The organism is Butyrivibrio sp. (genome assembly GCF_017940685.1).
GTDB lineage: Bacteria > Bacillota > Clostridia > Lachnospirales > Lachnospiraceae > Butyrivibrio.
Window position 1 is genome coordinate 15,279 of sequence record NZ_JAGAYD010000034.1, and the last position, 25,494, is coordinate 40,772.

Genomic DNA, 25,494 nt, shown 5'->3' on the forward strand with positions numbered 1-25,494 from the left:
AAGGGCTTGCCGTTATGGCAAACCCTCTTTTTTATGAACTTTTAGTTGAAGGGGAGCTCCTCTTCGTCGATGTCAACATTGGCAAAGCCATCGCCATCAGTAGGCGCTTCGGCGGAGGCGCCAGTTGCACCTGCGGCAGCGTTCTTTGACTCGGCAAACTCCTGCTCTTCTACAACAACCTCGGTTGTGTAGACCTTCTGACCGTCCTTGTTGGTATAGTTTCCAGTCTGGATACGACCAACAACTGCGATCTTAATACCCTTCTTAAGGTACTTCTCAACAAATTCCCCGGCCTTTCCAAAGGCAACGCAGTTGATGAAATCAGCAGTCTGTCCGTCGTTGGACTTAAATCTGCGATCAACAGCCAGTGTGTAGCGACCGATGGCAGTTGGCTTCTCTCCCTGGGAGTATCTAACCTCTGGGTCCTTTGTTAAGCGTCCGATTAACTGTACTTTGTTCATGTTCAATTTCCTCCATTTCAATATATGATTAGTTACATAATAAGTATGGCAGAATGGCACCCAAATAAAATTTATGTCAGTTTTATTCTGGATAAGACATCCTTACAATACTTTACTGTCGCCTTATATTCATTAGGGTTGTCCGGTTTTATATTCATTCTTTTAAACGGATCTGAAGCATAATATGCCAGGATGGGTAAAAACAGATCTATATCCTGCTCCACTTTATATTCCTCAAGATCCGCAATAGTCGGATAATATCCTTTTGTAGTGTCAACGTCTATCTCTTCCATCTTGTCAATAACATCGTAAAAAGCTGATTCTTTCATAAAGGACTCCTTTCTGGGCTTTATATATTAAATATAGGATTGCAGAGTTTTGATTTTAATTTCTGTACAGAGAAATTTCTTAATTTTGGCAAAGAAAAAGAAGCGGTAAAACCGCCTCTTTTCTTGTAATCGCTTTAGCTTTAGCTTCCCAAACGTTTTAATGTACGTTTTTAAGGGTGTTTACAAAAAATTTTTTTTGGTTATCATAAATTATTTCTTCTTGCCGTTAACAGCTTCCTTCAAAGCAGCCCCTGCCTTGAATTTTGGAGCAACGGTAGCCGGAATCTTGATAGCGGCGCCAGTCTGAGGGTTCTTGCCTGTTCTTGCAGCTCTCTTAGCTGTCTCGAATGTTCCAAATCCTACAAGCTGTACCTTGCCCTTTTTCTTAAGCTCCTTGGTTACGGCTTCTGTAAACGCATTAAGTGCGTTTGTTGCATCTTTCTTGGAAAGATTTGCTGACTTTGCAATAGCTTCGATTAGTTCTGTCTTGTTCATACACAAACTCCTTTGTCTTACTGACCTGCAAAGGTGTTGTCTTTTGCAGGCGTTATATTTGCTACGTTTTAACGTTAACACATCTTAAAACCCAGTTCAATACTGCAATTATTAAATAAAAAGAAACAGCCCCCAGATGGGAGCTGACTTCTTTTATATGGAGTTTTCAGACAACGCGCAAAAGCTCTGCTGTATCACTTACACCCATGAGAGAATATACTTTCGAGGTCACATCTTCTTCCTCATAATCTCCGCCTATCACCCATTTCTCTTCGTTAACATCGAAATAGATCGAGGCGTTATTTTTGTTATTCACGTATATTCTATCGAAGGAGTATTTCTTCCATCTGGTACAGCCAGTTACCTCAAGGGCATCCTGCGGAGCATCTATCTGATAGTCAGAAAGAAGCTTCTTAAATACCTCCAGGGTAGCTTTCGCATCGTCTATAGATCTGTGGAACTGAAATCCCGATAAGGAGAGCGTCTCGCAGACATTGATGAGTTTGTGGGGTTTAGGGAGCATACATCTTGCAAGCTTTAAGACATCAAATGCAGTGGTGTATGAAAAGGATTCTCCAACCTTATCATAAAGAGCACTTACAAAAGAGATGTCAAAGCCTACATTGTAGCCGACAATAACAGGAAGATCGCCCATGAAAGACTTGATCTTCATTACAGCTTCTTCTCTGCTAATTCCCTTTTCCTCAAGCTCCTTATCTGTGATACCTGTAATCTCAACGATCTTTTCCGGGAGCGGATATCCAGGATTGATATAAATATCAATCTCGTCTATCATATTTCCATCCTTGTCGGCCTTTACCGCAGAGAACTCGATAACGTCGCACTCTGATGGCTTAAGCCCTGTTGTCTCGGTGTCAAATACCACATAAGAGCCCACGCTTTCTACATGGGCTCTGAAATCTTTAACTTCTTTTCGCATCAAACTGCCTCCTTTGCCATTTCCTTGAAGATATCAAACTGCCTCTGCTGTTCAGGTGAGTCATACTTCGTGGTGGATGTTCTCATCCATCTGAGGAATGACTTGAACTGAGCTGTTCCCTTTACTTCGCCGTACTTCTTGTTACGGCAGTTGCCGATCTGGATGATCGTATCATCCGTGATTCCGGCAGGAGTTACCTCGGGTGCTGTTTCCGGTGTCTTTGCAGCAGTTTCCTTAACAGGGGCGCTCTTTACAGAGGCCGCAGTGGGAGCAGAAGCTTTAGCGGCAGGTTTTAAAGCAGCCACATCATTGCTAAATACCAGGGTCTTTTTAACATCTCCATAATACAGGACTTCGATGGTGACGGATTTGATCGCCTTCTCATCTTCTGTATAGGAGATATCTTTTACCCTAAAAGTATTATTGCACTTTGGCTTATCACCGTCGTCCTTATATCCGCAAAGGTCTTCCTTCTTGATAAAGATATTCGGAGCTGTGTAAAGGGCTCTGCCGATTCCAAGATTGAAGCAGGCTCTCTTGAATGAGTCAGATGCCTGTCCTTTCTCTTTTTCTGTATAGCTTTCTGTTCCGACATCCTGCTTGGTGATCCATTCACCTGTATCCGGATTTTTTACTGATACTGTGCAGTACAGCCTGTCTCCGATAAGCTCATGCTTTCTCTGCCACCCGAAGATGGTAAAGGTCTCGTCAAGAATGTTCTGGTCTACCCTGGCGTCCTTGTACAGAAGTATCTGTGCACCGCCCTTATTGACCTGTGCTACTCTTGCCTCGATCTCTGATGCGTAAAGTGGTCTGAATTTCATGTTGTCCATATTGTTTCCTCCATTTCAAATTAGTAGTTACATTCAAAACATGGGATAAATAAGGGGTTGTGAAATTTTACGTGTGGATTTATATGTGAAAATAAGAATAGAGTTTTAGAAAGGAGCCCTCTGCCGATATCTTTCACTCCTACAAAGGGTGGGCGGCGCTACCACGCGGCGCGACAGGAGATGTATCGTTCTCAAATTCATATGAATAAAAATACTTATATCATATAGAATATGGGATATTAGATTGTTAAATAAGTTTTCTGTACAGCAAAAAACCCATACTTTCGTATGGGCTTCCTGCTTTGGAATGTTAGATTGGAATGGAGTTTTATGCGGGAAGAAGAGCAATCTCTTCTTCATCCGCGGTAGCTGGCTTTTTACTGAGCTTATACGGGGTCTGTCCGCAAGCTTTCTGGAGTCTTGCAACAGTATCCCTGTCAAGTCCTGTTATCCTTGCAGGCACTCCCATGAAGATCATGGCAATGTCATAGTAAGTGTAGCAGAGCTCTTCATTGATCTCAGCTTCAAGACATTCGAGAAGTTCCTTCTCCTTCTTGCCGGAAACCTTTGCCTCGCGGCATACTCTCTTCAGCTCCTCCGATATAACCTTAAGAACGGCTTTTTTGTTCTTAGCCTGATCTTTTGGTTTTGACAAGTCAAGAGATGAGTAATTCATAACCTCTGTCCCCATGAGCTCGGCAAGAGCCTCCGGAAGCTTTCTGATGGAAGAAAAGATCTTTTCATCTGCCAGCCCCAGAATAACTTCCGGGGTCAGATTCTTACCCACATGCTTTATCACCACCTCGTCAGTAATGACGGTTGAAGCGCCTTTGTTATAAACGCCTCTGATGATGACACTTGACTGTCCTATATCTGATGTTGAGAGATACAGACCGGGGATTACCTCTCCGCTGAGCTTATACTCTTCTGCGATCTCCTCCCCAATTTCCGGAAGGATAACATGTGCAGATGTGTACCCGTGGTCAATCTCAAAGGATGAAACAACAGGCGCCCCCATTGTCCCATCTTCGGAAAGCTTCTCTACAGAATTGGCGATAATAGTCTGCGGAATGAGCTTATACGCACTTCCGAGACCCGCAAAGACTTTACGGACCGTTACGCCGCCGATCTCTTCCTCTCTGTAAACAAGGTGTATATCCTCGTTTTTTCTGTACACAGCATCCGCAAGGTGCATGTCACGAACGACATTATTTACCTGGATCGTCATATCCCCCTTAACCTCCGCACGAAGCGTAAAGGTTGGGATGGCGATTGTGGATACTATGTAGAGCCTTCCGTCAATAAGAAGACACAGCCCAGAAGTCTTTTTTACTTCTTCAAGAAGTTCTTCGCTTCCAAAAAACTCGTTTGGTACTGTGCCCGTAGGAAGTGGGCTTCCGTTAAGGAAATCTTCGATTGTTGGCTTTGTGATCTTCCAGAACGGGGTCTTACCCTCCTTCTGCTTAGCCTCAATAGGGCAGTATGAAAGAAATGTGATGTTAAATGGCTTAACCACAGCATCTTTTGTTGCCTCTTCCATCTTCACTGTCTCTTCCTTAAGAGATGTGATTCCGTCGCCTACTTTTCTATAATTGTCAAGTAATATACTCATAATCGTCCTCCTTGCCCCGCAGGGCTATCTATTGGTTATATGTACTGTTTTACCTTATCCAAAAGTGGGGATAAGTTGTTTGGCATAGTCGGATCATTTACAAAGACCTTTAACCTTTCGGTGTTTCCTTCTTTGTATGAATCGACTATAAGTTTTGCGTCAGACGCAGTAATGCGTCCGAGCTGAGTAAACGGCTGAAGTACAGCCATCAGCTTGACACTCTCCATTCTCCTGTTCATTCTATTGTCCTCCATTTCCAATAAAAACTATCTAACAACTAAAATATGGAAAAACGGGAGGGAAACAACAAAATAGACAGAGATACAACGTACCCCTGTCTATTATATGACGATTTTTCGTTATACGGTGTCAGATGACTGTAAATTTTCCTCAAGCTCGTCCTTATATCCTGTCTCAAAGAGCATCTGCTTAAGCTCTTCTACACTCTTGCCCTGCGCTTCAGCTTCAACCTGCTCCTTTGATTTGTAGCCATTTACATACTCAACGTCGTATGCAGCCACTTCCATGGAATTATCCTTCCACTCATAGAGCTTGCCGCAATGAGGACATATCATCTTTCTTGTTACAGTTCTTGCCTGTACAAAGCCGTCAATAAGTACATCCGACTCATACTGAAGGTACAGCTTGTCATCCCTTGCTCTCTCACCATAACTCTTTACGATAGGCCAGTCTGTTCTGATAGACGGGTCATCTGTTCTTATGGTGAATTTTCTGTTGAGGGCGATAGGGTACTGTGTTATCTGGACGTTTTTCTTTGTTGTAAAGAGCTTCGGGTCTTTAAGCACCCTTCCCATTACATAGAGCTGATTTGAAATCTCCCGGTGGTCAACGAGGTCTTCCCTTGCTGCTGTTTTATCCTCTCCGTAGCTCTTTAATTTCTCTACAAAGATGGGCGTGATGTAAACAAGGTTACTCTTTACTTCGTTTTTCCAGTGATTTCCATTTTCGTCAGTGCAGTGAGGACAGTAAGACGCCTTCATAATAGCCTTTGATGTGATAACGCCCTTTACAAGGACGATATCATTTTCCTTCCATTCGGCCATCTTATCAAGCTGTTCTTTTTCCCTTGATACAACAAGAGGAAATTCGTGCTTTACATACTTAAGGTCATCCTCAACCTCACGAAGTCCCCTCACAGTATCGAGATATACTGTCCCAAACAGATACTCTCCTGTTTCGACATCCTTATTGATCTGTGGGGGCTTATGCACTCTTGCATACAGAAAAGCTATATTCTGCCTACCCATATTATTAGTCTCCTTTTTAATGCTTGATGAATGATTTTACTTAACTATCTTTAATATGGGATAGCGGATTTAAAATTTTGAATAATTGTTTTGCGAAAACGAAAAACTCATAAAAAGGCCACCCCGGAGGGCAGCCTTTAAAGTGATTATAAGTTAACTTCCTTCACTAAGGGAAGAAGTTTTACATCCTCGGAAACGGTATAGTTCATCCGTCTTACCTCTCCAAGCGCTTCGTCATAGACAAGAAATCTATAGCCGCCCTCTTCCTGGTACTTTCCCTTGAATGTCTCTTCCTCTGTGATGTGGAATACAGCATAGCTGCTTACACCCATCATAAGAGCGCCACGTCTCTCCTTAACGGGAGAAATGCTTTCGACAATGAACTTAAGTGTCTCGTTGTCGTCGTCATCGCTTTCTACGTTTACCTTACCGAATATCTTGAATACGCTTCCCTCTTTTAAGAGTTTTTCACATCTTGAATATGCCTTGGTAAAGCAGGCGCAGTTTATACGGCCCGATCTGTCCTCTACGTCAAAGAACGCCATCTTTGCTCCATCTGACTTTCTGTTCTTTATCACAAGATTAGTGACAAGGCCATAGATGGCTGTTGTCTCTTCTGAAGTATCAGATACAGGAAGGAGTGAAACTTCTTCTGCCTTCGGGTAGATATCCATGGGATGAGATGATACATAAATGCCAAGAGCTTGCTTTTCAAGTTCAAGCCTCTCTTTTGCATCCTCATAAACCCCATTTAAGTGAACAGCCTTGATCTCATCATCAAACTTGATGAGAGATTTTTCAGCATTATCTATCCTTTTCTGAAGCTTATCTGCCGTTGTGAGCTCCTTGACCTCTGCCTTAAGCCCATTATCTTTCTGGATAGCGATAAGCTCGTCATCAGATGAAAGCTTTTCGATAACAGGAAGTGCAAAATTTGCGCTCTCAATAAATGAGAGCTTTTTGTCCCTGTCGGATAGAGGCTTTTTGATGTCCTCGACAAAAGCTTTCATGGAACTTCTGTTATCTGAGAATGCATCAAAAGCTCCTGCTGAGATAAGGTTTTCGATAACAGCGGCTGATGGATGTACCCTTACAATGAAGTCCTTAAGATCCTTAAATGCTCCGTTTTTCACTCTCTCTTTTATTATTACATCGCCTGCCTTACTTATGCCTTTTACGGCTGTAAGGCCAAAGCGGATCGAGCCGTCTACTGTCGTAAAATCAGCCCGTGAGAGGTTTATATCCGGAGTAAGAACTTTGATCCCGACCTCAGAAGCATCGTAGATGAGCTTTGAAACTGCCTCCTGCGGCTTTGCATCTACTGTAGCCCAGTTAAGAGCTGCCATAAAGAACTCAGACGGGTAGTAGAGCTTAAACCATGCAGTAAGATATGCATTGTGAGCATAAGCCGCAGCATGTGACTTGTTGAATGCGTAGGAAGCAAAGTCCATCATCTGGTCAAAAAGCGTGTTGGCGACATCTTCAGCAATGCCATTGTTTTTGCATCCCTCGACGAATGCATCACGCTCATGTGCCAGCTTATCAGCCTTCTTTTTTGACATGAAACGCCTTACGTTGTCGGCATGTCCCAGAGTAAAACCTGCAAGTTCCTGACATATCGCCATAACCTGCTCCTGGTATACAATAGCACCGTAGGTTTTGCCAAGGATTGGCTCAAGCTGCGGACAAAGGAATGTCATAGGCTTTCTTCCGTTCTTTACCTCGATAACGTCGTCAAGATACTGTAAAGGGCCTGGTCTGAACATTGAAACCAGAATAATAAGGTCTTCAAAGCATGTAGGCTTAAAGCGCTTTAACATGCTCTTCATTCCGTTTGACTCGAACTGGAATACAGAGTTCGTTCTTCCCGTTGAGAAGATCTCCTTATAAACCCTTTCATCGTCAAGTGGAATTGACAGAGGATCTATCACCTTGCCTGTGTTCTTTTCGATCTCAAACATGGTCTCTGTGATGACATCAAGTGTCTTAAGGCCAAGGAAGTCGAATTTAAGAAGTCCCTGTTCTTCTACCTGCACCATGTCGCACTGGGTTGTGAACATCTTTAATGTAGTGTTATACCTAAGTGGAATATACTCTGATACATCACTATTATCAGATATTACGATACCTGCTGCATGTGCGCCATAGGCTGTGAATGCTCCTTCTGTTACGAGGGCCCAGTGAAGAATGGCTTTTGCATCTTCTGAAGGATTTTTCTTTACGAGATACTCATAAAGGCTTGTGCCCTCATCAGATACATTTCCCTGTGCATCTACGGTTGTTGCAAATGATACCCCGACATCAGAAGGAACCATCTTGATGATGGATGCTCCAACTTCATTGAGCAGGCTCCTTCCATATTTCTTAAGCCCGTAAAACTTGGAAGCTGTTCTCAGAGCTCCTTTGGGAGCAAGTGCATTTGTGGTCATGATGCCACATACAGCACCCTCACCGTATCTTCCCTGTACATACTCGATAACCTTACCTCTGGTATCAGCACTGATATCACTGTCGATATCAGGCATAGATACTCTTTCTGGATTAAGAAATCTCTCAAAAAGAAGCCCGTATTTTATAGGATCAAGGTTTGTTATTCCAAGAAGATAGCAGACAAGCGAACCTACTGCACTTCCTCTGCCAGGTCCGATGCGAAGCCCTGGATTTTTCCATCCGTTGGTCTCTATAAATTCCTTAAGCTCTGCGATAGATAGCGGTGCTTCTGAAATCTTCTCCTTCGGTACTGCTCCAAGAAGGCGACCATACTCAAGGAAATCCTTAACAACAAGGTGATAGTCTGCATAACCCATGTCTTTAATGATTTTTGTCTCATACTCAAGACGGGCCTTGTGCTCCTCATCCATCCCTTCGGGATATCTCCAGGCAATGCCTTTTTCGATCTCCTTATCAAGGATGTCGTTTGCATCTTCTGTCTGTGAAAACTTAGGATAGTGCTTTCCTGTCTTAAACTCCACATTACATCTGTCAAAGATAACGTCGATATTGTTTATCGCCTCTTCAACATCTGCTTCTGGAAGGATTTTAAGGAGTGCATCTGCAAGCTCGTAATTATCCTTAAGATAAAGCTCTGCATCTCCTGTATTTTCCTCCTGAAAGGTAGCATCAGTGTTCTTTCCATAACGAAGTGAGCGTAGGATGCATCTGCGAAGCCTGTCATCCTCAGAATTGGTGAGAATGTGAACATCGTTTGTTGCCACAAGAGGGAGCCTTAACTTTTTTGCAAGCCTTACTACCTTTGTAAAGACAAGAGCCTCTTCCTCAATGCCGTGATACTGGACTTCGATATAGAAGTTGCCCTCTCCGAAAGCGTCCATATATCTTACTGCAAGAGTTTCTGCCATGGCGTCAAGCTCTTCATCGGATTTGAGCTGAGCTTTCAAACCGTCAATCTCAGCCTCAATTTCCATGAATTTATCAGCTGACTCATTAAGAGCCTTAAGCTCTTTTTCAGCCTCAGAAAGACGCTTTTTAGCATCTTCCACAGCTTTTTTAGCTTCTGGCAGGCGCTTCTTTGCATCTTCAGCATCCGCTTTATCTTTTTCAAGCTCTGCTCTTGCCTCTTTTGCGCCCTCATCGCCTTTTGCCTCAAGTTTTGATACAGACTTTTCTCTTGCTACAAACTTGCTTTCTGCCATTCTCTTACACTCATCTCTTTCGATAATGAGGTTTTCTACAGAGTCCTTAAGGTCAGATACGAGATGTCCCATATCAACAAAATCATTTGATGACGGTGAAGCATACCCTTCCTGCTTTTTAAGGGCCTTGTCGATAAGCTTCTGTACAGCGCTGTTTTGCAGATAAACCGCATTGATCACACCGTACATACACGCTGACAGAGCAATGATATCTCCCTTGTAGAGAGATGTAAGTTCAAGGAGCTTTTCTTCTCCTATTACAGGAAAAGTATTTACTACATTATAGTTACTTTCTGTAACTACTTTGCAGATGCCCTTCCATCCATTGTCGTTTGCCGCAAGAAGGATAAGGTGTTTTCTTCCAAGAATGCCTCCGTCAACATAGACTTCACATCCGGGGATGAGTTTAAGGCCGCTATCTGCAAATACCGGTCTGTAATCTTCGATTGAAGATACAACGCCATGGTCTGTGATAGCACAGCCCTTTCCACCCAGCTCTTTAATCCTCTCTGCAAGTGCCTTTGCATCAATCTGTGCGTCAAACAGACTTCTTACATGCGTGTGTAAACTAGCTGTAAATTTTCTTATATTCATTTGTATGTCCTCCATTCCATAATCTAGGTAATAATTACACTTTAAATATGGAAAATCGGTCCTTTAACATAAACATGGGATTTGATATCTTTGAAATTGCTGTACAGAAAATTTGATTTCTTCTGGCGTCAGATTAAGGGAGCAGCTTTACCTGCTCCCTCTAAAATTATGCGATATTTTCCCTTTTTAGGGCTTTTAATTCTTCTATCCGTCTCTTATTCCATTCGCTCATAAAAAGCGCAGGAGTGTACCAAAAACGGCTGTTTTCATCAACAAATAAGGGGTTGCCTGTGTAAGGCTCTGTAAGGGTATTTCCCTCTACGATAAGAGCCGCACATCCAATGAGAGATAACTGGATATATGCCATATTTGCGGCTGTCTGGTCAAGGTCCTGTCCGAAAAAGAGTGCCCCTGTTGACACATCCACGCCTTTTTCTCTTATCACATCGGCTGCGGCAATGAGCATAGCCCCTGCTCCCACACATGAATCAGCAATAGTTGTGTATTCTTTTCCATTGAGATCCTTGTCGATATCATTAAGACTCAGTTCAGCCATAAGATGGCTTACATGGTACGGGGTAAAGAACTGTCCCCAACCTTCTTCGCCCATGGATAATGTCATATAAAGATTTCCAAGAAAATCCTGTGAAGGGTTGTTACTTAATGCTTCCATTGTGATAGCAAGGAGTCTTATCGGGATTTCCACTCCGCCAAGTCTGTCTGCACATTCCTTAAATGCAGCCAATCTTTCCTTTTTTACATCACTCCTTACTTCAGTTATGTTGCTTATATCACATGCAAACATCAGCATAAGATCGCTCCATGCTGACCTTTTGCTTAGCCCATGCCTGTAACAGAGCTCACTCTCAAAAATCTTTACAAACTCTTTGATGTAATCCTTATCACTCATCTTCTTCTCCGCTTTCTGCAAAGTCTCGCAACGCATCCTCAAGGATTTTTCTCGTTACGTCCTTCATAAGGTCAAAGTCATAATCGACATAACCATCAGTTTTGTATTCCATGTATCTTGCCGATGTCATTCGGGTAAGAAAGTTCCAAGCATCATCAGTGAACAGATCACTGTTCTCATCATCACCCATGCATCTTTCGATACTGGATCTGAGATAGTTTTTTGCTGTCTGCCACCCATATCGGGGAACGTCCCGCATGAGGATGTCTCTTATATAGTCATAATCTTTATCCGACAGTACGGGACCATCAGCAAAGTATACCTCTTCGCCCGTTTTCTTATTCTGGATGTCAAAGTGGATTGATGGGTGGTTTTTAAGGTGTTTGTATCTTGAGACGAACTGCATTATCTTTATGTCATATTCAGACAGCGGGAAAATATCCGTAAGTTCATGCAGGAAATCATAACTCTCTGATATCAGTTCTATCTCCCTATTTTTCTCATCTCCGCATTCCTTCGCTCTTAATCCAGCGTCAGCAAAGTTTATGATAATGTCTTTTTCTATGTCGGTGCTGTATTCAACCCCATCTACTGTTATTGTTTTTTCGCACTTAACGTGAAATATACTCATATTCCCTCCGAATATTACTCAACCCATTCAAGGCCGTAAACGCTTACATAGTATTCTCTGGTCGCACTTGGGTTGTTCATATAAAAACTAGATTTTATCGGCTCTGTACTATAAATATGGGATATTCCGGCTTTCGGACAGTTTTCTGTACAGAAAAATAGCCCGGTTTCCCCGAGCTATTTCTTTTCTTATGCAGTTTTAGTCTGTGGCTGTAAAAGGCTTGCCTTGATCTTTTTAAGATAGGTAATGAACTTCTCTCTTCCGCTTTTTGTCTTCACATAATCACAGAGGAAGTCATCAAGCCCCTTATAGTTTTTTTGCCACTGTCCGTTTTTGGTGTCCCATGTCAGTGTATGCGCCTTAAAGCCATTTTTTTCAATCTCTCTTAGGAGATTTTGCTGAGCCTGCTTTACCACTTTGTTTTCATCGACTTTATCCATGTCATAAGCCTCTACAAAACAAATGTTAAGCCCCGCCTTTTTCTTCATGAACTCTTTAAAGCCGCCGATTGTGCCAACACCGGGCACTCCTATCACAGACACTTCTTTGCCGAGAAGGCAATAGATGATGAGGGCTTTGAGTATTCCTTCTGTCACGATCCAGAGAGATGTATCTTTCCCTGGAAGGATTGTCGGAAGTGCTCCGGAAGATGCTCCGTCGTGCTTTCTTGAAGATGAGAGCCAGATGTACTTACCGCCTTTTTGTGGGTTATCAGCTCTTATCTGCATACCTGCGATCTGGTTTGTTTCCCCATCAAATGCAGGACAGTAATACCCTTTGGTGTCATCCACCATCGTATATATACTGTAATGACCGTAAGTATAAAACCCTGGTACTTTTGCGGGGAAGATGCCGGAAGACACTATCTCTCCTGCGGCTTCCTTACCACTATCGGGTACAGAACAGAACCTAAAACGCTTTATGTCTTCTTCAGACAGGCCACGCCTTAACAGATCCTTTTTGTGCTCCTCTTTAAGCTTCGTGCATTTAAGCTTTGTAAGCCTGTAGTACACTTTAGAGCACAGTTCGTCTTCTGCCCTTTCTGGGAGCTTATACTCATCTGGAGGATTTATCTCTCTCCAGTTTGCGGGGATCTTTAAATCCTCATCATTTTCTTCCTGTCCCAAGAGACCAAAAATCTCGCATCCTTTTTTGAATTTCTCATTAAAGTCTGTGAGTCCATACTCAATGCCTATAAGGTCGAATGTATCATAGCGAGCACCGCAATGACACGCACATGAGTTGGATGGGCGATGATAACTCATGTCACCATGGGTATCGTCGTGGTTTGGATTAAGGCACTTGAAGTTCCTTTCCGGATTGATACCTTCTCTCTCAAGGTACTGGGGAAGATGAGCCTTGATATACTCTTTTGCCTCATTTCTCTCGGCTTTACTTGCCCTTATTTTCGCTGCCATAACTGTCCTCCTATTTATTTTGAATGATTACATCCTAAATATGGGATTTTTGCTCCAACTAAAAAAGCACCCCACCGGAGTGCTTTATCTTAGTTATGCCGCAGCTTTTTCAAGGGACAGTAATATTCCTTTGAGTGTTGCATAGATTACGTTGTTTGTGGCAGTGCTATGCACAGAATAGCCTCTCCACGTACCATTGTTGCCGTTGATCCCATTGTAGACCTTGATGCCTATGCCGCCGAAACGCTCCCATTCGTGCAGGTTAAATGAAAAGTCATCCAGAAGGATGTTTCCGCCCTCGGCATATGTAGCCTTAGACATTCCATACTCAACAAAGACTGACTTTTCAGCAAATGCGCTTCCAAATCTTTTTGTGAGCATGGTCTTCTTATCCTGTACAGAATATTCGTTAAGGACGGCGGAGAGAAGCCTAAAGTCGTACCCAGACAGCTCATCATCATTCATAAGCATATCTATGGCAGTGCAGAAAGATTCCACCATCGGAACCGTCAGAGTATATCCTTTCTGTGCGACTTCTTCAAGGCTCTTGTCTTTAAGGAAATATGCAAGTGTACCATCGTAATCTATAAAAACTGTTTTCTTTGTCATAGCTATGTCCTCCATTTCTGATTTAAGTTACATATAGAAAATGGATTATTGGCACGGCCATGAAAAAACTATCTCAACAGTTCTTTAGCCAGTGCATGGACTTTTCTTTCCTGTCTTGTCGCCTCATATGTCTTGAGTTTTTCTGTTATCTGCTCTACTTCTTTTTCTGTAAACACATCCGGAAGTGAATTTATATCCTCCTTTAGGAGTTTGAGCCCGTTTGTAAAACCCCATTGCCTTACAAGAGCCATTTTTTCGGTGCTGTTTTTCAGCATACCGACGTATGGTTTATTTAAGCTCTTTCTCTTGACTCCGCAGTAAGTGAACTCGAAATCAGAGTTGGTTATTACAATATTATATATATTAGTAAATCCATGGTCTTTAAGCGCCATCACATGTTTATAGTTCTGGTTAAACGGATTCTGCATCTGATATGTTCCTGCATATTCTTGCCTTGTCCAGACCTTTTGATTTAATGATCCCTGTAGGGGAATATCTCTATTCTTAAAGGATTTACATTCTATACAGAAGATGCCCTTTGTGCAGACAAATGCCATGTCGGCTTCTGTCTCTTTTGCCATGGCTTCATATCCTATCTCCATGGGACGTTTTTTAAGTTCCTTATATGATGTCTTTATCTTGTAGAATATAAGGTTTCTTACAACATCGGCATTGAATGTTTTTTTGAACTTAGAGGCTACCATGTCTTCAAATTCGTCGCCTCTTCTCTTTACCCTTACAGCTCCGATACCACCAAAGATGAAGCCAGATATTATCGAGATAAGTGTCACTGCCGCCCCGATGATAACCAGGGCTATAAAAATCTTAAACATAAGTCAGATCCTGCCTTTCTGATATAAATATAGGCGAAAGCTTTTAGATATATGATTTCTGTACAGTAAAAAAGAGCCGATTTCTCGACTCTTTGGTTTACTTTCTGTTATTCCCAGCTTGTCAGATCCTTATGCACCTTATACAGAGAAAACCCGTATATCCCGAGTCCCCCTACAAAACATGCAGTTCCAAGAATGGTGAGCTTTTTCATAAGATCTGCCATCTCCACGAACATGAAACTGAAAAGGCTGCCCGCCTGGTTCATCTGCTCGGGGCCTATGGCCTTGCCGATCATTACGACCGAGAAAAAGCAGGCAAAAGAGATAAACAAAAGGCTGAAGCTTAATGCGATGACTGCGCCTGAATTGTTTTTGTGTTCGTTGTACATATCATTATCCTCCTTGAAAATACACAATACTTTTACTCCTACATATAATATGGGTTATTTTGCTTACAAAAATAATTTCTGTACAGCAAAAAAAGAGAACGGTTTTCGCCGCTCTCTTTTCAGGATTGTTTTTAGAACAGATCGCCAAGATCAAATGCCTTTTTCAGATCCTCGTCGGATGCAAGTACGGGACTCTCAATAAGGACATTGTTCTCCTTTACCGGAGCAAACTTCTTGAGTGAGCTGTAAAGCTTCTGCTTAAGAAGTGATGACCTTGAGTTGACGTACTGAGAATTGAAACTTCTTACGTCCATTCCAAACACCTCGTCGTCGGGATAATCCTTGGCATAATCTCTGAGATAACGGATGACCTCTTTTGTTTTAAGCCTTAAACCATCGTCCTTGATGTGGTTTTCAATGAGGAACTCCTCAAAAGATGTAAGATGCAAACGCTCTACCGCACTGGAGACTTCCTCGGACTGTTCGTTCTTGAGATATATAACAGCCGGGTCCTTATAAGGAGATTCAAAATCGTGGTTTTCTGTCACGTCATCAAGTGATGATACAGAATTGCCGATCAGATATTTCCTCGTCTCAATAACGGTCTTCAGTGAATGCTCTTTTGAACCTGCGAGCTTCGAGAGCTTCTCGGGTGTGAGCCTTGGATCAAGGATTCCGTCGTAGCCATATTGCTGCGCTACCCTTGTAAGGTACTTGATCTGCTTCTCGTAGTGACGCGAATTAGCCTTACCACTGTCTTTCTGTACAGTGTTGAACGCCTCAAGGAACTTAGTCTTAAAAAATGTTGTAAGAGTTGACTTTCTGGCGTCATACTTGTCAATCTCTTTACATATCATCTCAAGACACTGCTGTTCGTAGTCCTCATGCTCAACATATCCTGCCATGTGGTTGAGACGGTACAGGCTCTCGTAATAGCCCTTTATCTTGGCTGCCACAAAGAGAATCCAAGAGTCCTTGTCGATGATGCCTGCCAGATACTTGTCCTGCATGGCGATCACTTCAGTGTTGTCTTTCTGTTCTGTCTGTTCTGTTGTTTCTGCGTTGATGTTTAATTCCTGGTCGTATCCCATGATAAAACCCTCCTTGTAAGGTCAAGGGACACAGTTCGGACTTTCGTGAGAGCTTCGAGCTCTTTTACAACTTCCTCAAGGGGCTTTCCTTGCCCGCCGTAGGACGCGTTGTAAGCTTCGATTGCCTCATCGTTAGATATCTTATGCATTTATCCTTGTCCTCCTGTGCTGTTGTTAATGATTACACAGTAAATATGGAAGAAGGACAGGGGAATAAAAATCGTTAGGGGGATTTGTGTTGGAAAGGAACTGCTTATTGAATCGCTACACAATTATCATAACGCAGATTTTTAGGTTTTCAAGTGCCGAAAAACAACATAAAACGATATGTCTTGTTCTCAGGTATTCAAAATCGTAATTTTAAATTATTAAATTTTTGAGACACCAGTATTTATACGGCTTTTGGTGTGATTTATTGTTTCGTTTTATCCCATCATACGGTGAAATTTATTTGTCAGTTTATAAAAAATTTATGATTTAACGTCTTTGTTTTTATTTGTTTATTACTCTAAAGGACGAATGTGTGTTCGCATTTTTCAGAAATCTGACATAAAAAATCCCTGGCGGTTAAACCAGGGACTTTTAAGGAATTAAGCCGCAGCGGGCGCTTTAACGTCAATCTCGACCATAGGAATACCGTGTGCCTTGATGGCGGCTACGGTCTCCATATGGTTTACAGCTGCGAATACAACGTGATCATATTCTGAACTGTATGTGCAGATGATATCAAGAAGTGCATTAAAGTTCTCTGCGTCCATTACTGAGAGCTCGTCAATGAAGAGAATACGTGTACCAGAGAGGGAATTGAGCATATCCATGATCATAAAGAGCATGTAAGCTTTTTCTCCGCCGGAGAGGTTCTCATACGGAAGGAACCCGTTGCCCGTATCCATAAGGATTTTTATGCCATCCTCCGGAATGATGGAGAACGACACATCTCCTCTTATCTTCTGTGACCTTTCGTTGATAAGATCCTCGAAGACTTTCACATACTTGGCGATAATGGCTACTCTTACGCAGCCCTTTTCTCCAAATACCTTTACCAGATATTCAAGGCACTCAAGCTCTTCTGTCATGGCCTCGATATTACCAGAGATTTTGATGCCTTCCTCATACTCCTCGATGATCGAAAGGAGCTTTTTGCAATTCTCGATTTCTTCTGCCACTCCGGCATCTTCCGGTACTTCCATCTCGGGCTTTTCAGGGATCTCGATCTTGCGGTCCTCAAGTTCCTTGATACGTCTTGCAAGGTCTACTTTCTTCTCGTAGGCTATTCTGCCCTTGTTGTACTCCTCTATCTGAGCCTCAACAAGAGCTATCTTCTCGTCGAGCTTCTTCGACTCCTCATCGAAAGCCTTAAGCCCTTCCTTTGTTGCCTCAATGGAGTCCATGATTTCTTCTTTGGCAACACTCTTATCTGTGTGGCATGTGATAAGAGGGGAGATGGGGCATACAGAAGTCTCGATGGCTGCAAGGGTTGTTTCAAGTCTCTTTAAGGCGCTTGTCATTCCTGTAAGCTGGATGTCCTGATTGCGCCTTGAAGCATTAAGCTCTGCCCTCTTTTCGTTAAGGGAATGAAGCTCTGCGGGATTTGGTCTTGCCGCCGTGATAGAGTCATATTCTGACTTTAACGATGCGATGACCTCTTCCTGCTTCTTTGCGTTCTCAACCGCCGTGTTATATGCCTTCTTCTTAACCTCCAACACCTCTCTCTTATTTGCGATCTCGGTATAGAGAGAAAGCTTTCCTTCAACCTCTGACTTTATTGCTGGCATATCCTTTGGCTTGGTCTCGTAGAGCGCCTTCTTCTCAGCAATGCGGGCTTTAAGCTCTTTTCTTGAGCTCTTGAGCATATCCAGAAAAGCGTCGATATCGGACATGTCGATATTCTCCTCGGGGAGATTAGCCGCGATAGTATCAAGTATGCGGGGGTTTGTCTTATCCAGATGGTCGATGATGAACTCAATATTTACCTTTTCCGGAATATAATCCAAGATAAACTTTGAGAACTCCTGTGGCTTCATATTAGCCACAACCTCGGCTGAAGACAGCACCTTGATCTTGTCTATCGGGATGCCGCACACATCCTGTATCTTCTCGTTAAGCTTTGTTGCTGTTGTTGCAACTCCGTCGATCTTAAACTTTGACGGCTTTGAGCGATGCTTAGAACGGGAAAACACAATGTCTGACCCGTCAACGGGATCTACAAGCGTAACATCAACCCTGCACTCATCAGCATCATTATTGATGATAGACCCGTCTGGCTCTTCTCCTGCAAGTGCGTAGCGGATCGCATTAAGGATGGATGTCTTTCCGATACCGTTTCTTCCAACAAGCGCAGCAATCGAGGGTACATCGAACTCTGTAGCGCCCTTATAGCCCATAAAATTGACTACTCTTAAGTGTTTGATTACCATAATTAAATTCCTCCTGCTCCATTTCCAATAAAATAGTTACATAGAGAATATGGGAGAAAGATGAATGTTTGAAAATATAGAAAAAAGGCTCAGTTTTCACTGAGCCACTCCTTCTTCTGGAACAACGTATCTGATATTACACCTACTATCACACTTACAACAGGCATTGTGAACGCTATCCAACAGAACATTGTGACCGTTCCAACAACTCCGCCATATCCTGCGGCAATGTGAGTTACAATGCTGTAAACCGTGTAGATAAGTAGCATTATCACAAACGCAATTTTTTTCTTCATATTGTCCCTCCAACTCCATTTCAATAATAGCTACATTTAAAATATAGATAAGAGGAGGTATAACAATATTTTAGACCGCTTCTCTGAGCCTTTCTGAAAGGGCTGTGTTCCTTTCATTGTCATCGGTTTTGCCAACTGCGATGTCAAATGCCGAGAGCATACGACCATACTGGAACTTTTCTTCCCCGTAGAAGCGGAACTCCTTCTTTGCTCTGGTCTCTCCTGTATAGAAAAGTGAGCGGTTTAAAAGGATGTAGTCTCCGAAGGTATAAGCCATCATCATGCAGACCGCTTCTGACCCCTGGCATTTATGGAGGGTTGTTGCGTAGGCAAGTGTAAGGTTAAGAGCAGTGGCCTTTGTATACCCACCAACAGAGCCGTCATCGAATTTTACGATCATCTTGTATGAGTCGTTTTCTTCGTCCGGCATAATCTTCTGTACAGTTCCTTTTTCGCCATTAAAGATACCCTGTACCATTTCGCCGCCTCTTCGCATCTCAAAGTTATAGTCGTTCTTTGTCTGCATTACCCTGTCGCCGACTCTGAACTTAAGGGTTGGTGAATACACAGCCTCATCCTTGCCCTTGGTAAACTCGTCCTGCAAAAGGCTGTTGAGCTTGTTTACTGCAACACAGCCCCTTTCCCTCATTGCTGCGCAGAGCATTACATTTGTGATACCGTACTGCTCCACCTTTTTCTTGTAATCAGCAACAATAAGGTCGGCGATATTATCTGAATTTGCAGGGATATAGACAAAATGCTCGTCATAGCAATACTTATCTATCTTCATTCCTGCATTTATAAGTTCTGAATTATGGGCTATCGTACCGGAGTTTCTATGTCCCTGCTTGAGCAGGATGCACGGAATTACCTCTGAGTCGATCATGTCTTTTAAGACCTTGCCAGGACCTACGGATGCGATCTGGTCAACGTCACCAATGAAGATGATATTACAGTCCCTTGCGTACTTAAGGATCTTATGCATAAGGAAGATATCGACCATTGAGGACTCATCGCAAAGTATGAGCTTTCCCTCGGGTGCCTGTCCTGTCTTTTCCATCGAAAAGATTGCCCTGTGGGCTGTCATTGCGTCATAGCCTGTGCTTTCCGTCATTCTCTGTGCAGCTCTTCCAGTTGGTGCAAGCATGATGATATCTTTTTTGTCGTATCTTTTACCTGCATTTAAGAAGCTTTCTGCGATGATCTCGGCAATAGCGGTCTTTCCTCTACCGGGGCCTCCGGATATGATAGACACTCTGTTCATAAGACCAAGATATACTGCTTTTCTCTGCTCTTCTGTAACTACGAAAGTTCCAAGGGAGGACTTCTCCATCTCCTTAGTCTTTCTTGCTTCCACATTCTTAATGGACTTTTCTATCACGTCTTTTTCGATAAAGCGGACGCTGTGCTCTGAAAGCATATCCTTGAGCATCTTTGCACAGGATGTCTCAACGTTATACATCTTTGCGGTGTAGATCCTGCCATAATCATTTACCAGAGTCCCGTTTTCAACCGACTGTGAAATTGCGTCAGCCAGAGTGTCAAGAATAAGAGTCCTTGACTCTACCGTTCTGTCAATGAGCTCTAATGTCTCTGCGCAGGGATCGTACTTTTTGATAAACTTTTCCCTGTTTACAGCCCAGTTCTTTGCGGCGTTTTCAGCGGTCTTTTCTGTTGTGTCATCGGGAAATTTAGGCATCGGGCAAAGAATGTGCACGATCTGCTCCCTTATCTCTTCCATGGTCTGGAAGCAGTGCCCGCCTGCCTGCTGTGCATTTTCGATAACATAGTAAACCGCTGCCTGCAATCTGTATATGGAGTCGGGCTTAATGCCACACCCCATAGCAAGGTTGTCTGCCTTGATAAATCCAAAGCCGTCAAGATCTGTCTGAAGGACGTATGGATTTTTTTTGAGCGTCTTTACTGCATCATCGCCGTATTTATCATATATCTGCTGTACCTGGAGCTTTGTGCCTGTCCCGTTAAGGAACATGACAATATCCATGTACTTTTTATTCTCTTCAAATGAAGGAAGCGCCTTCTCGATAGTGGCTGTCCCAAGCCCCTTTACCGTAGAGAGCATTATCCTTCCTTCTTCTGTCTCGAACATTTTGAGGGCATCTCTGCCAAAGGCGTTCGCAATAGCCCTAGCTTTGGCAAGGCCAATGTACTTTACATATCCGTCTGCAAGAAAGCGCACTACGCCCGCATTCTTATCGGCTTCCACATTGATGACAGAGCTTATCTTAAACTGTCTTCCATACTTATTTACTTCTTCTCCGCCCTCAAGGGTTACAAGCATACCGATGGAAGCGTTTGGTATAACACCAACCGCCAGGGTTTTCTTTCCGGCATTTAAAAGCTCATATCTACCCCAATCATTGTCTTTCTGAGTGAGGATTTTCTTTATCTCGCCTGTGATCATAAATATCCCTCCGCAAATTGTCCTATTTATAATATAGGTTATTGGAAGGTATAATAGCTTTTCTGTACAGGATATTTGCCCAAATAATATAAAAGCCCCGAAGCGTGCTCCGAGGCTTTATATTCACATTATAAATAACTTGCGAGAAAACCCCTTCCGATAAAGTCGGGTGTGGAATGAATCGCACTTTACACGAACAACTGTTCGTGATAAAATAAGTATATCGGAACCTTGAAAACTGTATATAGGGTTGTACCACGAATCTAACAAACCAAGAACCTGTGGTGCGTAAAATATACAAGGTGTTAGTTCCCAAGCGCCACAAGCGCACTAAACTACAATTTCAAGTATGCCGAAGGGTTTTGCCCGACGGAGTAGTGGCACCGTGAACGTGCCTTACTATACCGCATGGTATTGTTGAAATCATTTCCGATGTTGTCGGTCATGGTAGTTCATGCCTGTATAAATGTCACCTTGTCCTCTCCGCAATCAAATTCTACTTCAGGACTACTAATGTTATTAGGATAGAAGATATCGGTGACAGCATTCCCCTCAATAAATCCCGTATAGTTCTCTCCATCAACTCTAATTTCTATGCCGTCATACATAACTGTTTTAAGAGTGCTGTAAAAACTAAAATCTAACTTGTCACGGTTTTGAACTAAAATGCGTGTTCTAGTCCCTATTAAATTAGTCTTGATATAATCTACTGCCTTGTTGATAGCTTCATTTGATACTGTTTTTCCCATACTTGTTACCCCCCTTAAAACCAATAATTGTAGTTGCGATAATTACATTATACCATCGCATTTTCAAGGCTCTCAACTATCCGAGCAAACTGCAAGCCATAAGAATGCTCCACAGGGTTATTATTTTTTGGATCAAATACCAGGTATTTGGGTAACATCTTAAGGTCTGCCATGCATAAACCTTTCCCTGCGCTTAACCTGTTCACAACGGAGTCTACCGCATTACAGTTCGGACATAGCTCTGAACTTGCCATTTCTTTGTATTCTTCAAGACATACCTTGTTATAATATTTTTTGTTATTGATGATGTTATCGCCGCATTTTCTACACTTCATAGCCCTTCCCCCTTCCTATAGCCTCGCCTGTATCAGATGCATGGTTGGCGGCATTTCTTACTTCCGTTATTCTTTTGCTGATTTCTTCCATCTGAATTCGGAGCATCGCCTCCTGCTCGCTTGCAAGACAGGACAACGCACATATCCATGCTTCTTTTTGCTCCATAATCATTCCTCTTCAAAAGGCAATATTGTCTTTTGTTCCATTTCTTTGAGCCTGTGCTCCAGCCTCTTTATCTCTTTGTTAAGAGCGCGTATATCGTCGTCTTTCTGGCTTATGATCTTCTCATAGCGCGCTACTTTTCCCTCTGTCAAAGCCTTAAGCTTATCCATTTCATCTTCGGTCTGTTTTAGCTTTTGGCTTAGTTTTTTGTTCTCTGTCTCCATGTCTTGAAGGCTATCGAGTTTATTGCACTGCTCGGTCAAGGCTCTTAGCTCACGGGAAGACGTGTTGATGACGGCTTCTCCCTTGTCCCCCATTTTGGCATATTGTAGCAGCTTTATGCCTTCATCATATGGGACATTTAGTGTTTGGAATGCATCGTTAATAAGAGGAACTAACATAAGCATAAGATTCTTCCTTGATTCACCCCTTATTACGCCCGAGTAGCGTCCATGCTTCATTGTTGCCTGGATAAAGGATTCGCTTTGATCGGGATATATTGTGGTTATGGGATCTTTTTCTTTACTCGCAAACAAGTTGCTTATTATAGTCTTTTTCATCACGCACTCCTTAATTTTTCAATAAGTCCTGTATTTCTCTCAAATTCAAATTTAGAGCTTATAGCTTCTTCCAGAGCATTGCCCTCGGAAAGTATCATCACGTTTTCTTTTGCCCTTGTAATCTCCACGTAAAGGAGCTGACGCTTAAGCATTGACATGGGCTTTTTAGGGATGATGATTACTGCATTTCTGCATTCAGAACCCTGCGCCTTGTGAGCGGTTATGGCATAGGCAAGCTCGATGTCCGAAAGCTCTGTGCCCTTTAAAAAGATCGCACCGTCATCTGTCAGTATCTTAATATTGATATCCGCCGAGTTCTTCTGGATATATGTTATCTTACCTTCCTCACCATTAAAATAGCCCTTGTCGTAGTTGTTCCTGTTAAAGATGACCCTATCCCCAACAGAGAAAGTGTACGGCCCGTAGGTGATGGACTCATCGGATGCTTTTATCTTAAGCATCTGATTTAGTCTTATAGTGCCTGTTGCAAACTTCCTATTCCTTGAAGGCGTATAAAACTTAATGTCGGTTATACCCCTGGCCCTGCACTTATCTGAGATGGATTTAGCCTTTTCGACCATCTGACCTTCGTTTTCGTATCTGAGGATAGAAAAGCTCTTGTCTGTATCAAGGTCTGGATCTCCGTTTATAACCTTTCTTGAATTGGAAACAATAAGACTCTTTCCTTTTTGTCTGAATATCTTCTTAAGCTCATAGCTTTCTACCTCTCCAGACTCAATCATGTCGGCAAATGAGTTGCCTGCATTTACCGGAGGGAGCTGGTCCTTGTCTCCGAGCATAAGTACAAGTGCATCTGATTTTACGGACTTAAGGAGCAGTGCCATGATCTCATTATCTATCATGGAGCACTCATCAACCACAATGCAGTCTGCCGTGAGCATATCTACCCTTGATTTTGTCTCTTCGCCATCGTAGGGGCATATTCCAAGGAGTTTGTGGATGGTAAGTGCCTGCCTTCCGGTGTGCTCACTCATCTTTCTTGCCGCGCATCCCGTGGGCGCACAAAGGACTATCTCCTTGTTCTTGTTGTCTGCTTCATATTTCTTTAAAAGCCCGTTTTCAAGAGTTGTCTTGCCTGTACCTGGCCCGCCTGTGATTATCTTGATACCGGTGGTCTTTATGGCGTCAAAAGCCTGCCTCTGCTCATCTGAATACTCTACACAAAGCTCAGCCTCAATATCCCTTATCGGGGTGATATCATTAACAGCTCTGCTTCCAAGGCTGATGCGTCTTATATTCCTTATTATCTCCATCTCGTTGTCATAGTCGCTTTTCTTGTAGACAAAAAGATCCCTGTTATCCTCAAGGATGTATCTGTCGGAGACTATCTCTTTGGCAACGAAGAGCTTTTTTGTCTTATAAAATCCGCCCTTGTTTTCAAGCTTTTCTGTCAGCTCGCACAATTTATCAAAAGGCATCCTTGTGTTACCGCTGTCATGGTTGTAATCCATGGCAGTCTCGACAAGCGCCCTTATCCTCTTGTCATCATAATACTTTATCCCTTCTCTTTTTGCTATCTCCTCGCATTTTTCAAAAGATGTGTCTGCATATCTGAGTATGTAGGGATTGTTTAAGATCCTTTCTTTTGAGTCCTTACCGAATTTTTCATAGATTACAAATGCATTATAGTAAGAACATCCAAGGGTTTTCAGATAATCATGCACTTCCTCGAAGTCAACGATGTTCTTGATCTGTAAAAGGCATCTGTATATAACATCCCTGTTGCTCTTAAAAAGATCCATGGCATCAGATAAAGAATTGTTCTTAAGGGAGTATATTACGCCTTCGTCGAGCGTAGATGTGATGATGTTTGCCACTGCGCTGCCTACGCCATTAAATTTCCCGTCAGAAAGGAATGTGTGTATGGATGAACCTTCTCCGTCCTCTATATGGCAATCGGATATCCTAAAGAGCTTCTTGCCATCTACGGTCTCATATTCCCCTGTAAGGGAAAGAGGGGCATTCTTTGGATATGAAAAGACTTCTCCGCAGCATTTAACAGGATGAGCCTTTATCCTTGCGATAAAAGTGCTCTCCCCTGTTTTTTCATTTCTCTGTATGAACTTGTCAAAGATAACCGATATCCTCTCCAAATCGCCTCTCCTTATATCTCAACGATCTTTATTCCGTGGGTATAGAGCATGAGCTTTCTCTTTATCACATATTCTGTGGTCCGCATTCCCTTGGTGTCTTCCACTACTTTCTGTCCCGTGCTGTTTTCTGTATAGACAAAATCAGCAAAGTAGTCGCATTCCCTTTCAAGAAGCTTTCCCTTGTGAATACCGCCTCTTTTCCCAACGGTGTCGGGCTCTCTCTGCGCAGGGATAAGAACAAACTTTACCTGCATCTGAAGATCGCTTATCTCCCCCGCCTGTTCAAGAAGTTTTAGCTCTTTATAGCGCCTTGCTTCCCTTTTTGAGTCGAAGGTGTGACCGTCTACTTCAATCTTGTGATTTTGATAT

General features: G+C 42.7%; 26 protein-coding genes. All 26 read right to left on the minus strand.

The features are described 5' to 3' along the window. Positions 1-41 precede the first annotated feature (41 nt). Positions 42-461, minus strand: a complete 420-nt coding sequence (locus J6I68_RS02485) for a single-stranded DNA-binding protein (RefSeq protein ID WP_292217042.1) — start codon at positions 459-461, stop codon at positions 42-44. 71 nt (positions 462-532) lie between these two features. After that, positions 533-790: a hypothetical protein gene (locus J6I68_RS02490; RefSeq protein WP_292217045.1), complete on the minus strand. Its 258-nt coding sequence runs from the start codon at positions 788-790 to the stop codon at positions 533-535. Positions 791-1,000: 210 nt separating this feature from the next. Further along, on the minus strand, positions 1,001-1,285 hold the full coding sequence (locus J6I68_RS02495) for an HU family DNA-binding protein (RefSeq protein WP_292217047.1): 285 nt from the start codon (positions 1,283-1,285) through the stop codon (positions 1,001-1,003). Positions 1,286-1,451: 166 nt separating this feature from the next. Continuing rightward, complete coding sequence (locus tag J6I68_RS02500) at positions 1,452-2,225, minus strand: 3'-5' exonuclease (protein WP_292217048.1); 774 nt, start codon at positions 2,223-2,225, stop codon at positions 1,452-1,454. Further along, positions 2,225-3,058 (minus strand): hypothetical protein, encoded by an 834-nt coding sequence (locus J6I68_RS02505; RefSeq protein ID WP_292217050.1) that lies wholly within the window; start codon positions 3,056-3,058, stop codon positions 2,225-2,227. Before J6I68_RS02505 ends, J6I68_RS02500 begins: the two co-directional genes overlap by 1 nt. A gap of 328 nt (positions 3,059-3,386) precedes the next feature. After that, complete coding sequence (locus J6I68_RS02510; protein WP_292217051.1) at positions 3,387-4,670, minus strand: hypothetical protein; 1,284 nt, start codon at positions 4,668-4,670, stop codon at positions 3,387-3,389. 35 nt (positions 4,671-4,705) lie between these two features. Beyond that, a complete protein-coding gene (locus J6I68_RS02515; RefSeq protein ID WP_292217053.1) occupies positions 4,706-4,909 on the minus strand; it encodes a hypothetical protein in 204 nt (67 codons plus the stop codon). A gap of 120 nt (positions 4,910-5,029) precedes the next feature. Continuing rightward, positions 5,030-5,938: a single-stranded DNA-binding protein gene (locus tag J6I68_RS02520; protein ID WP_292217055.1), complete on the minus strand. Its 909-nt coding sequence runs from the start codon at positions 5,936-5,938 to the stop codon at positions 5,030-5,032. Between the two features lie 146 nt (positions 5,939-6,084). Then, positions 6,085-10,185, minus strand: coding sequence for a DNA polymerase III subunit alpha (dnaE, locus tag J6I68_RS02525; protein ID WP_292217057.1), 4,101 nt, complete (start codon positions 10,183-10,185; stop codon positions 6,085-6,087). Positions 10,186-10,351: 166 nt separating this feature from the next. After that, positions 10,352-11,095 (minus strand): N-6 DNA methylase, encoded by a 744-nt coding sequence (locus J6I68_RS02530; protein ID WP_292217059.1) that lies wholly within the window; start codon positions 11,093-11,095, stop codon positions 10,352-10,354. Beyond that, positions 11,088-11,726: a hypothetical protein gene (locus J6I68_RS02535; RefSeq protein ID WP_292217062.1), complete on the minus strand. Its 639-nt coding sequence runs from the start codon at positions 11,724-11,726 to the stop codon at positions 11,088-11,090. The genes J6I68_RS02530 and J6I68_RS02535 overlap by 8 nt, the downstream gene beginning before the upstream one ends. Positions 11,727-11,914: 188 nt before the next feature. Further along, positions 11,915-13,144, minus strand: coding sequence for a hypothetical protein (locus J6I68_RS02540; protein ID WP_292217064.1), 1,230 nt, complete (start codon positions 13,142-13,144; stop codon positions 11,915-11,917). Positions 13,145-13,237: 93 nt separating this feature from the next. Then, on the minus strand, positions 13,238-13,753 hold the full coding sequence (locus tag J6I68_RS02545) for a hypothetical protein (protein WP_292217066.1): 516 nt from the start codon (positions 13,751-13,753) through the stop codon (positions 13,238-13,240). Between the two features lie 68 nt (positions 13,754-13,821). After that, a complete protein-coding gene (locus tag J6I68_RS02550) occupies positions 13,822-14,586 on the minus strand; it encodes a nuclease-related domain-containing protein (RefSeq protein WP_292217070.1) in 765 nt (254 codons plus the stop codon). A 107-nt stretch (positions 14,587-14,693) separates the two neighbouring features. Continuing rightward, positions 14,694-14,975 carry a hypothetical protein gene (locus J6I68_RS02555; RefSeq protein WP_292217072.1) on the minus strand — a complete coding sequence of 94 codons (282 nt, stop codon included), beginning with the start codon at positions 14,973-14,975 and terminating at the stop codon, positions 14,694-14,696. Between the two features lie 131 nt (positions 14,976-15,106). Further along, a complete protein-coding gene (locus J6I68_RS02560) occupies positions 15,107-16,066 on the minus strand; it encodes a hypothetical protein (RefSeq protein ID WP_292217075.1) in 960 nt (319 codons plus the stop codon). Then, positions 16,045-16,215 (minus strand): hypothetical protein, encoded by a 171-nt coding sequence (locus tag J6I68_RS02565; protein WP_292217078.1) that lies wholly within the window; start codon positions 16,213-16,215, stop codon positions 16,045-16,047. The genes J6I68_RS02560 and J6I68_RS02565 overlap by 22 nt, the downstream gene beginning before the upstream one ends. A 441-nt stretch (positions 16,216-16,656) precedes the next feature. Next, entirely contained in the window at positions 16,657-18,483 is a 1,827-nt protein-coding gene (locus tag J6I68_RS02570; protein WP_292217082.1) for an AAA family ATPase, read from the minus strand. An 89-nt stretch (positions 18,484-18,572) separates the two neighbouring features. Then, a complete protein-coding gene (locus J6I68_RS02575) occupies positions 18,573-18,779 on the minus strand; it encodes a hypothetical protein (protein WP_292217084.1) in 207 nt (68 codons plus the stop codon). A gap of 70 nt (positions 18,780-18,849) precedes the next feature. Further along, the gene (locus J6I68_RS02580) at positions 18,850-21,204 is read right to left on the minus strand and encodes an ATP-dependent DNA helicase (RefSeq protein WP_292217087.1); all 2,355 of its coding nucleotides are present in this window, start codon (positions 21,202-21,204) and stop codon (positions 18,850-18,852) included. Positions 21,205-21,656: 452 nt separating this feature from the next. Beyond that, positions 21,657-21,953, minus strand: coding sequence for a hypothetical protein (locus tag J6I68_RS02585; RefSeq protein WP_292217089.1), 297 nt, complete (start codon positions 21,951-21,953; stop codon positions 21,657-21,659). A 47-nt stretch (positions 21,954-22,000) separates the two neighbouring features. After that, positions 22,001-22,288 carry a hypothetical protein gene (locus J6I68_RS02590; RefSeq protein ID WP_292217091.1) on the minus strand — a complete coding sequence of 96 codons (288 nt, stop codon included), beginning with the start codon at positions 22,286-22,288 and terminating at the stop codon, positions 22,001-22,003. Continuing rightward, the gene (locus tag J6I68_RS02595) at positions 22,278-22,454 is read right to left on the minus strand and encodes a hypothetical protein (RefSeq protein WP_292217093.1); all 177 of its coding nucleotides are present in this window, start codon (positions 22,452-22,454) and stop codon (positions 22,278-22,280) included. Before J6I68_RS02595 ends, J6I68_RS02590 begins: the two co-directional genes overlap by 11 nt. 2 nt (positions 22,455-22,456) lie before the next feature. Continuing rightward, a complete protein-coding gene (locus J6I68_RS02600) occupies positions 22,457-23,011 on the minus strand; it encodes a hypothetical protein (protein WP_292217096.1) in 555 nt (184 codons plus the stop codon). Continuing rightward, a complete protein-coding gene (locus J6I68_RS02605) occupies positions 23,011-25,125 on the minus strand; it encodes an AAA family ATPase (RefSeq protein ID WP_292217099.1) in 2,115 nt (704 codons plus the stop codon). The genes J6I68_RS02600 and J6I68_RS02605 overlap by 1 nt, the downstream gene beginning before the upstream one ends. Before the next feature lie 11 nt (positions 25,126-25,136). After that, the coding region (locus J6I68_RS02610) for a DUF1064 domain-containing protein (protein ID WP_330622378.1) at positions 25,137-25,494 on the minus strand (358 nt) is incomplete at its 5' end.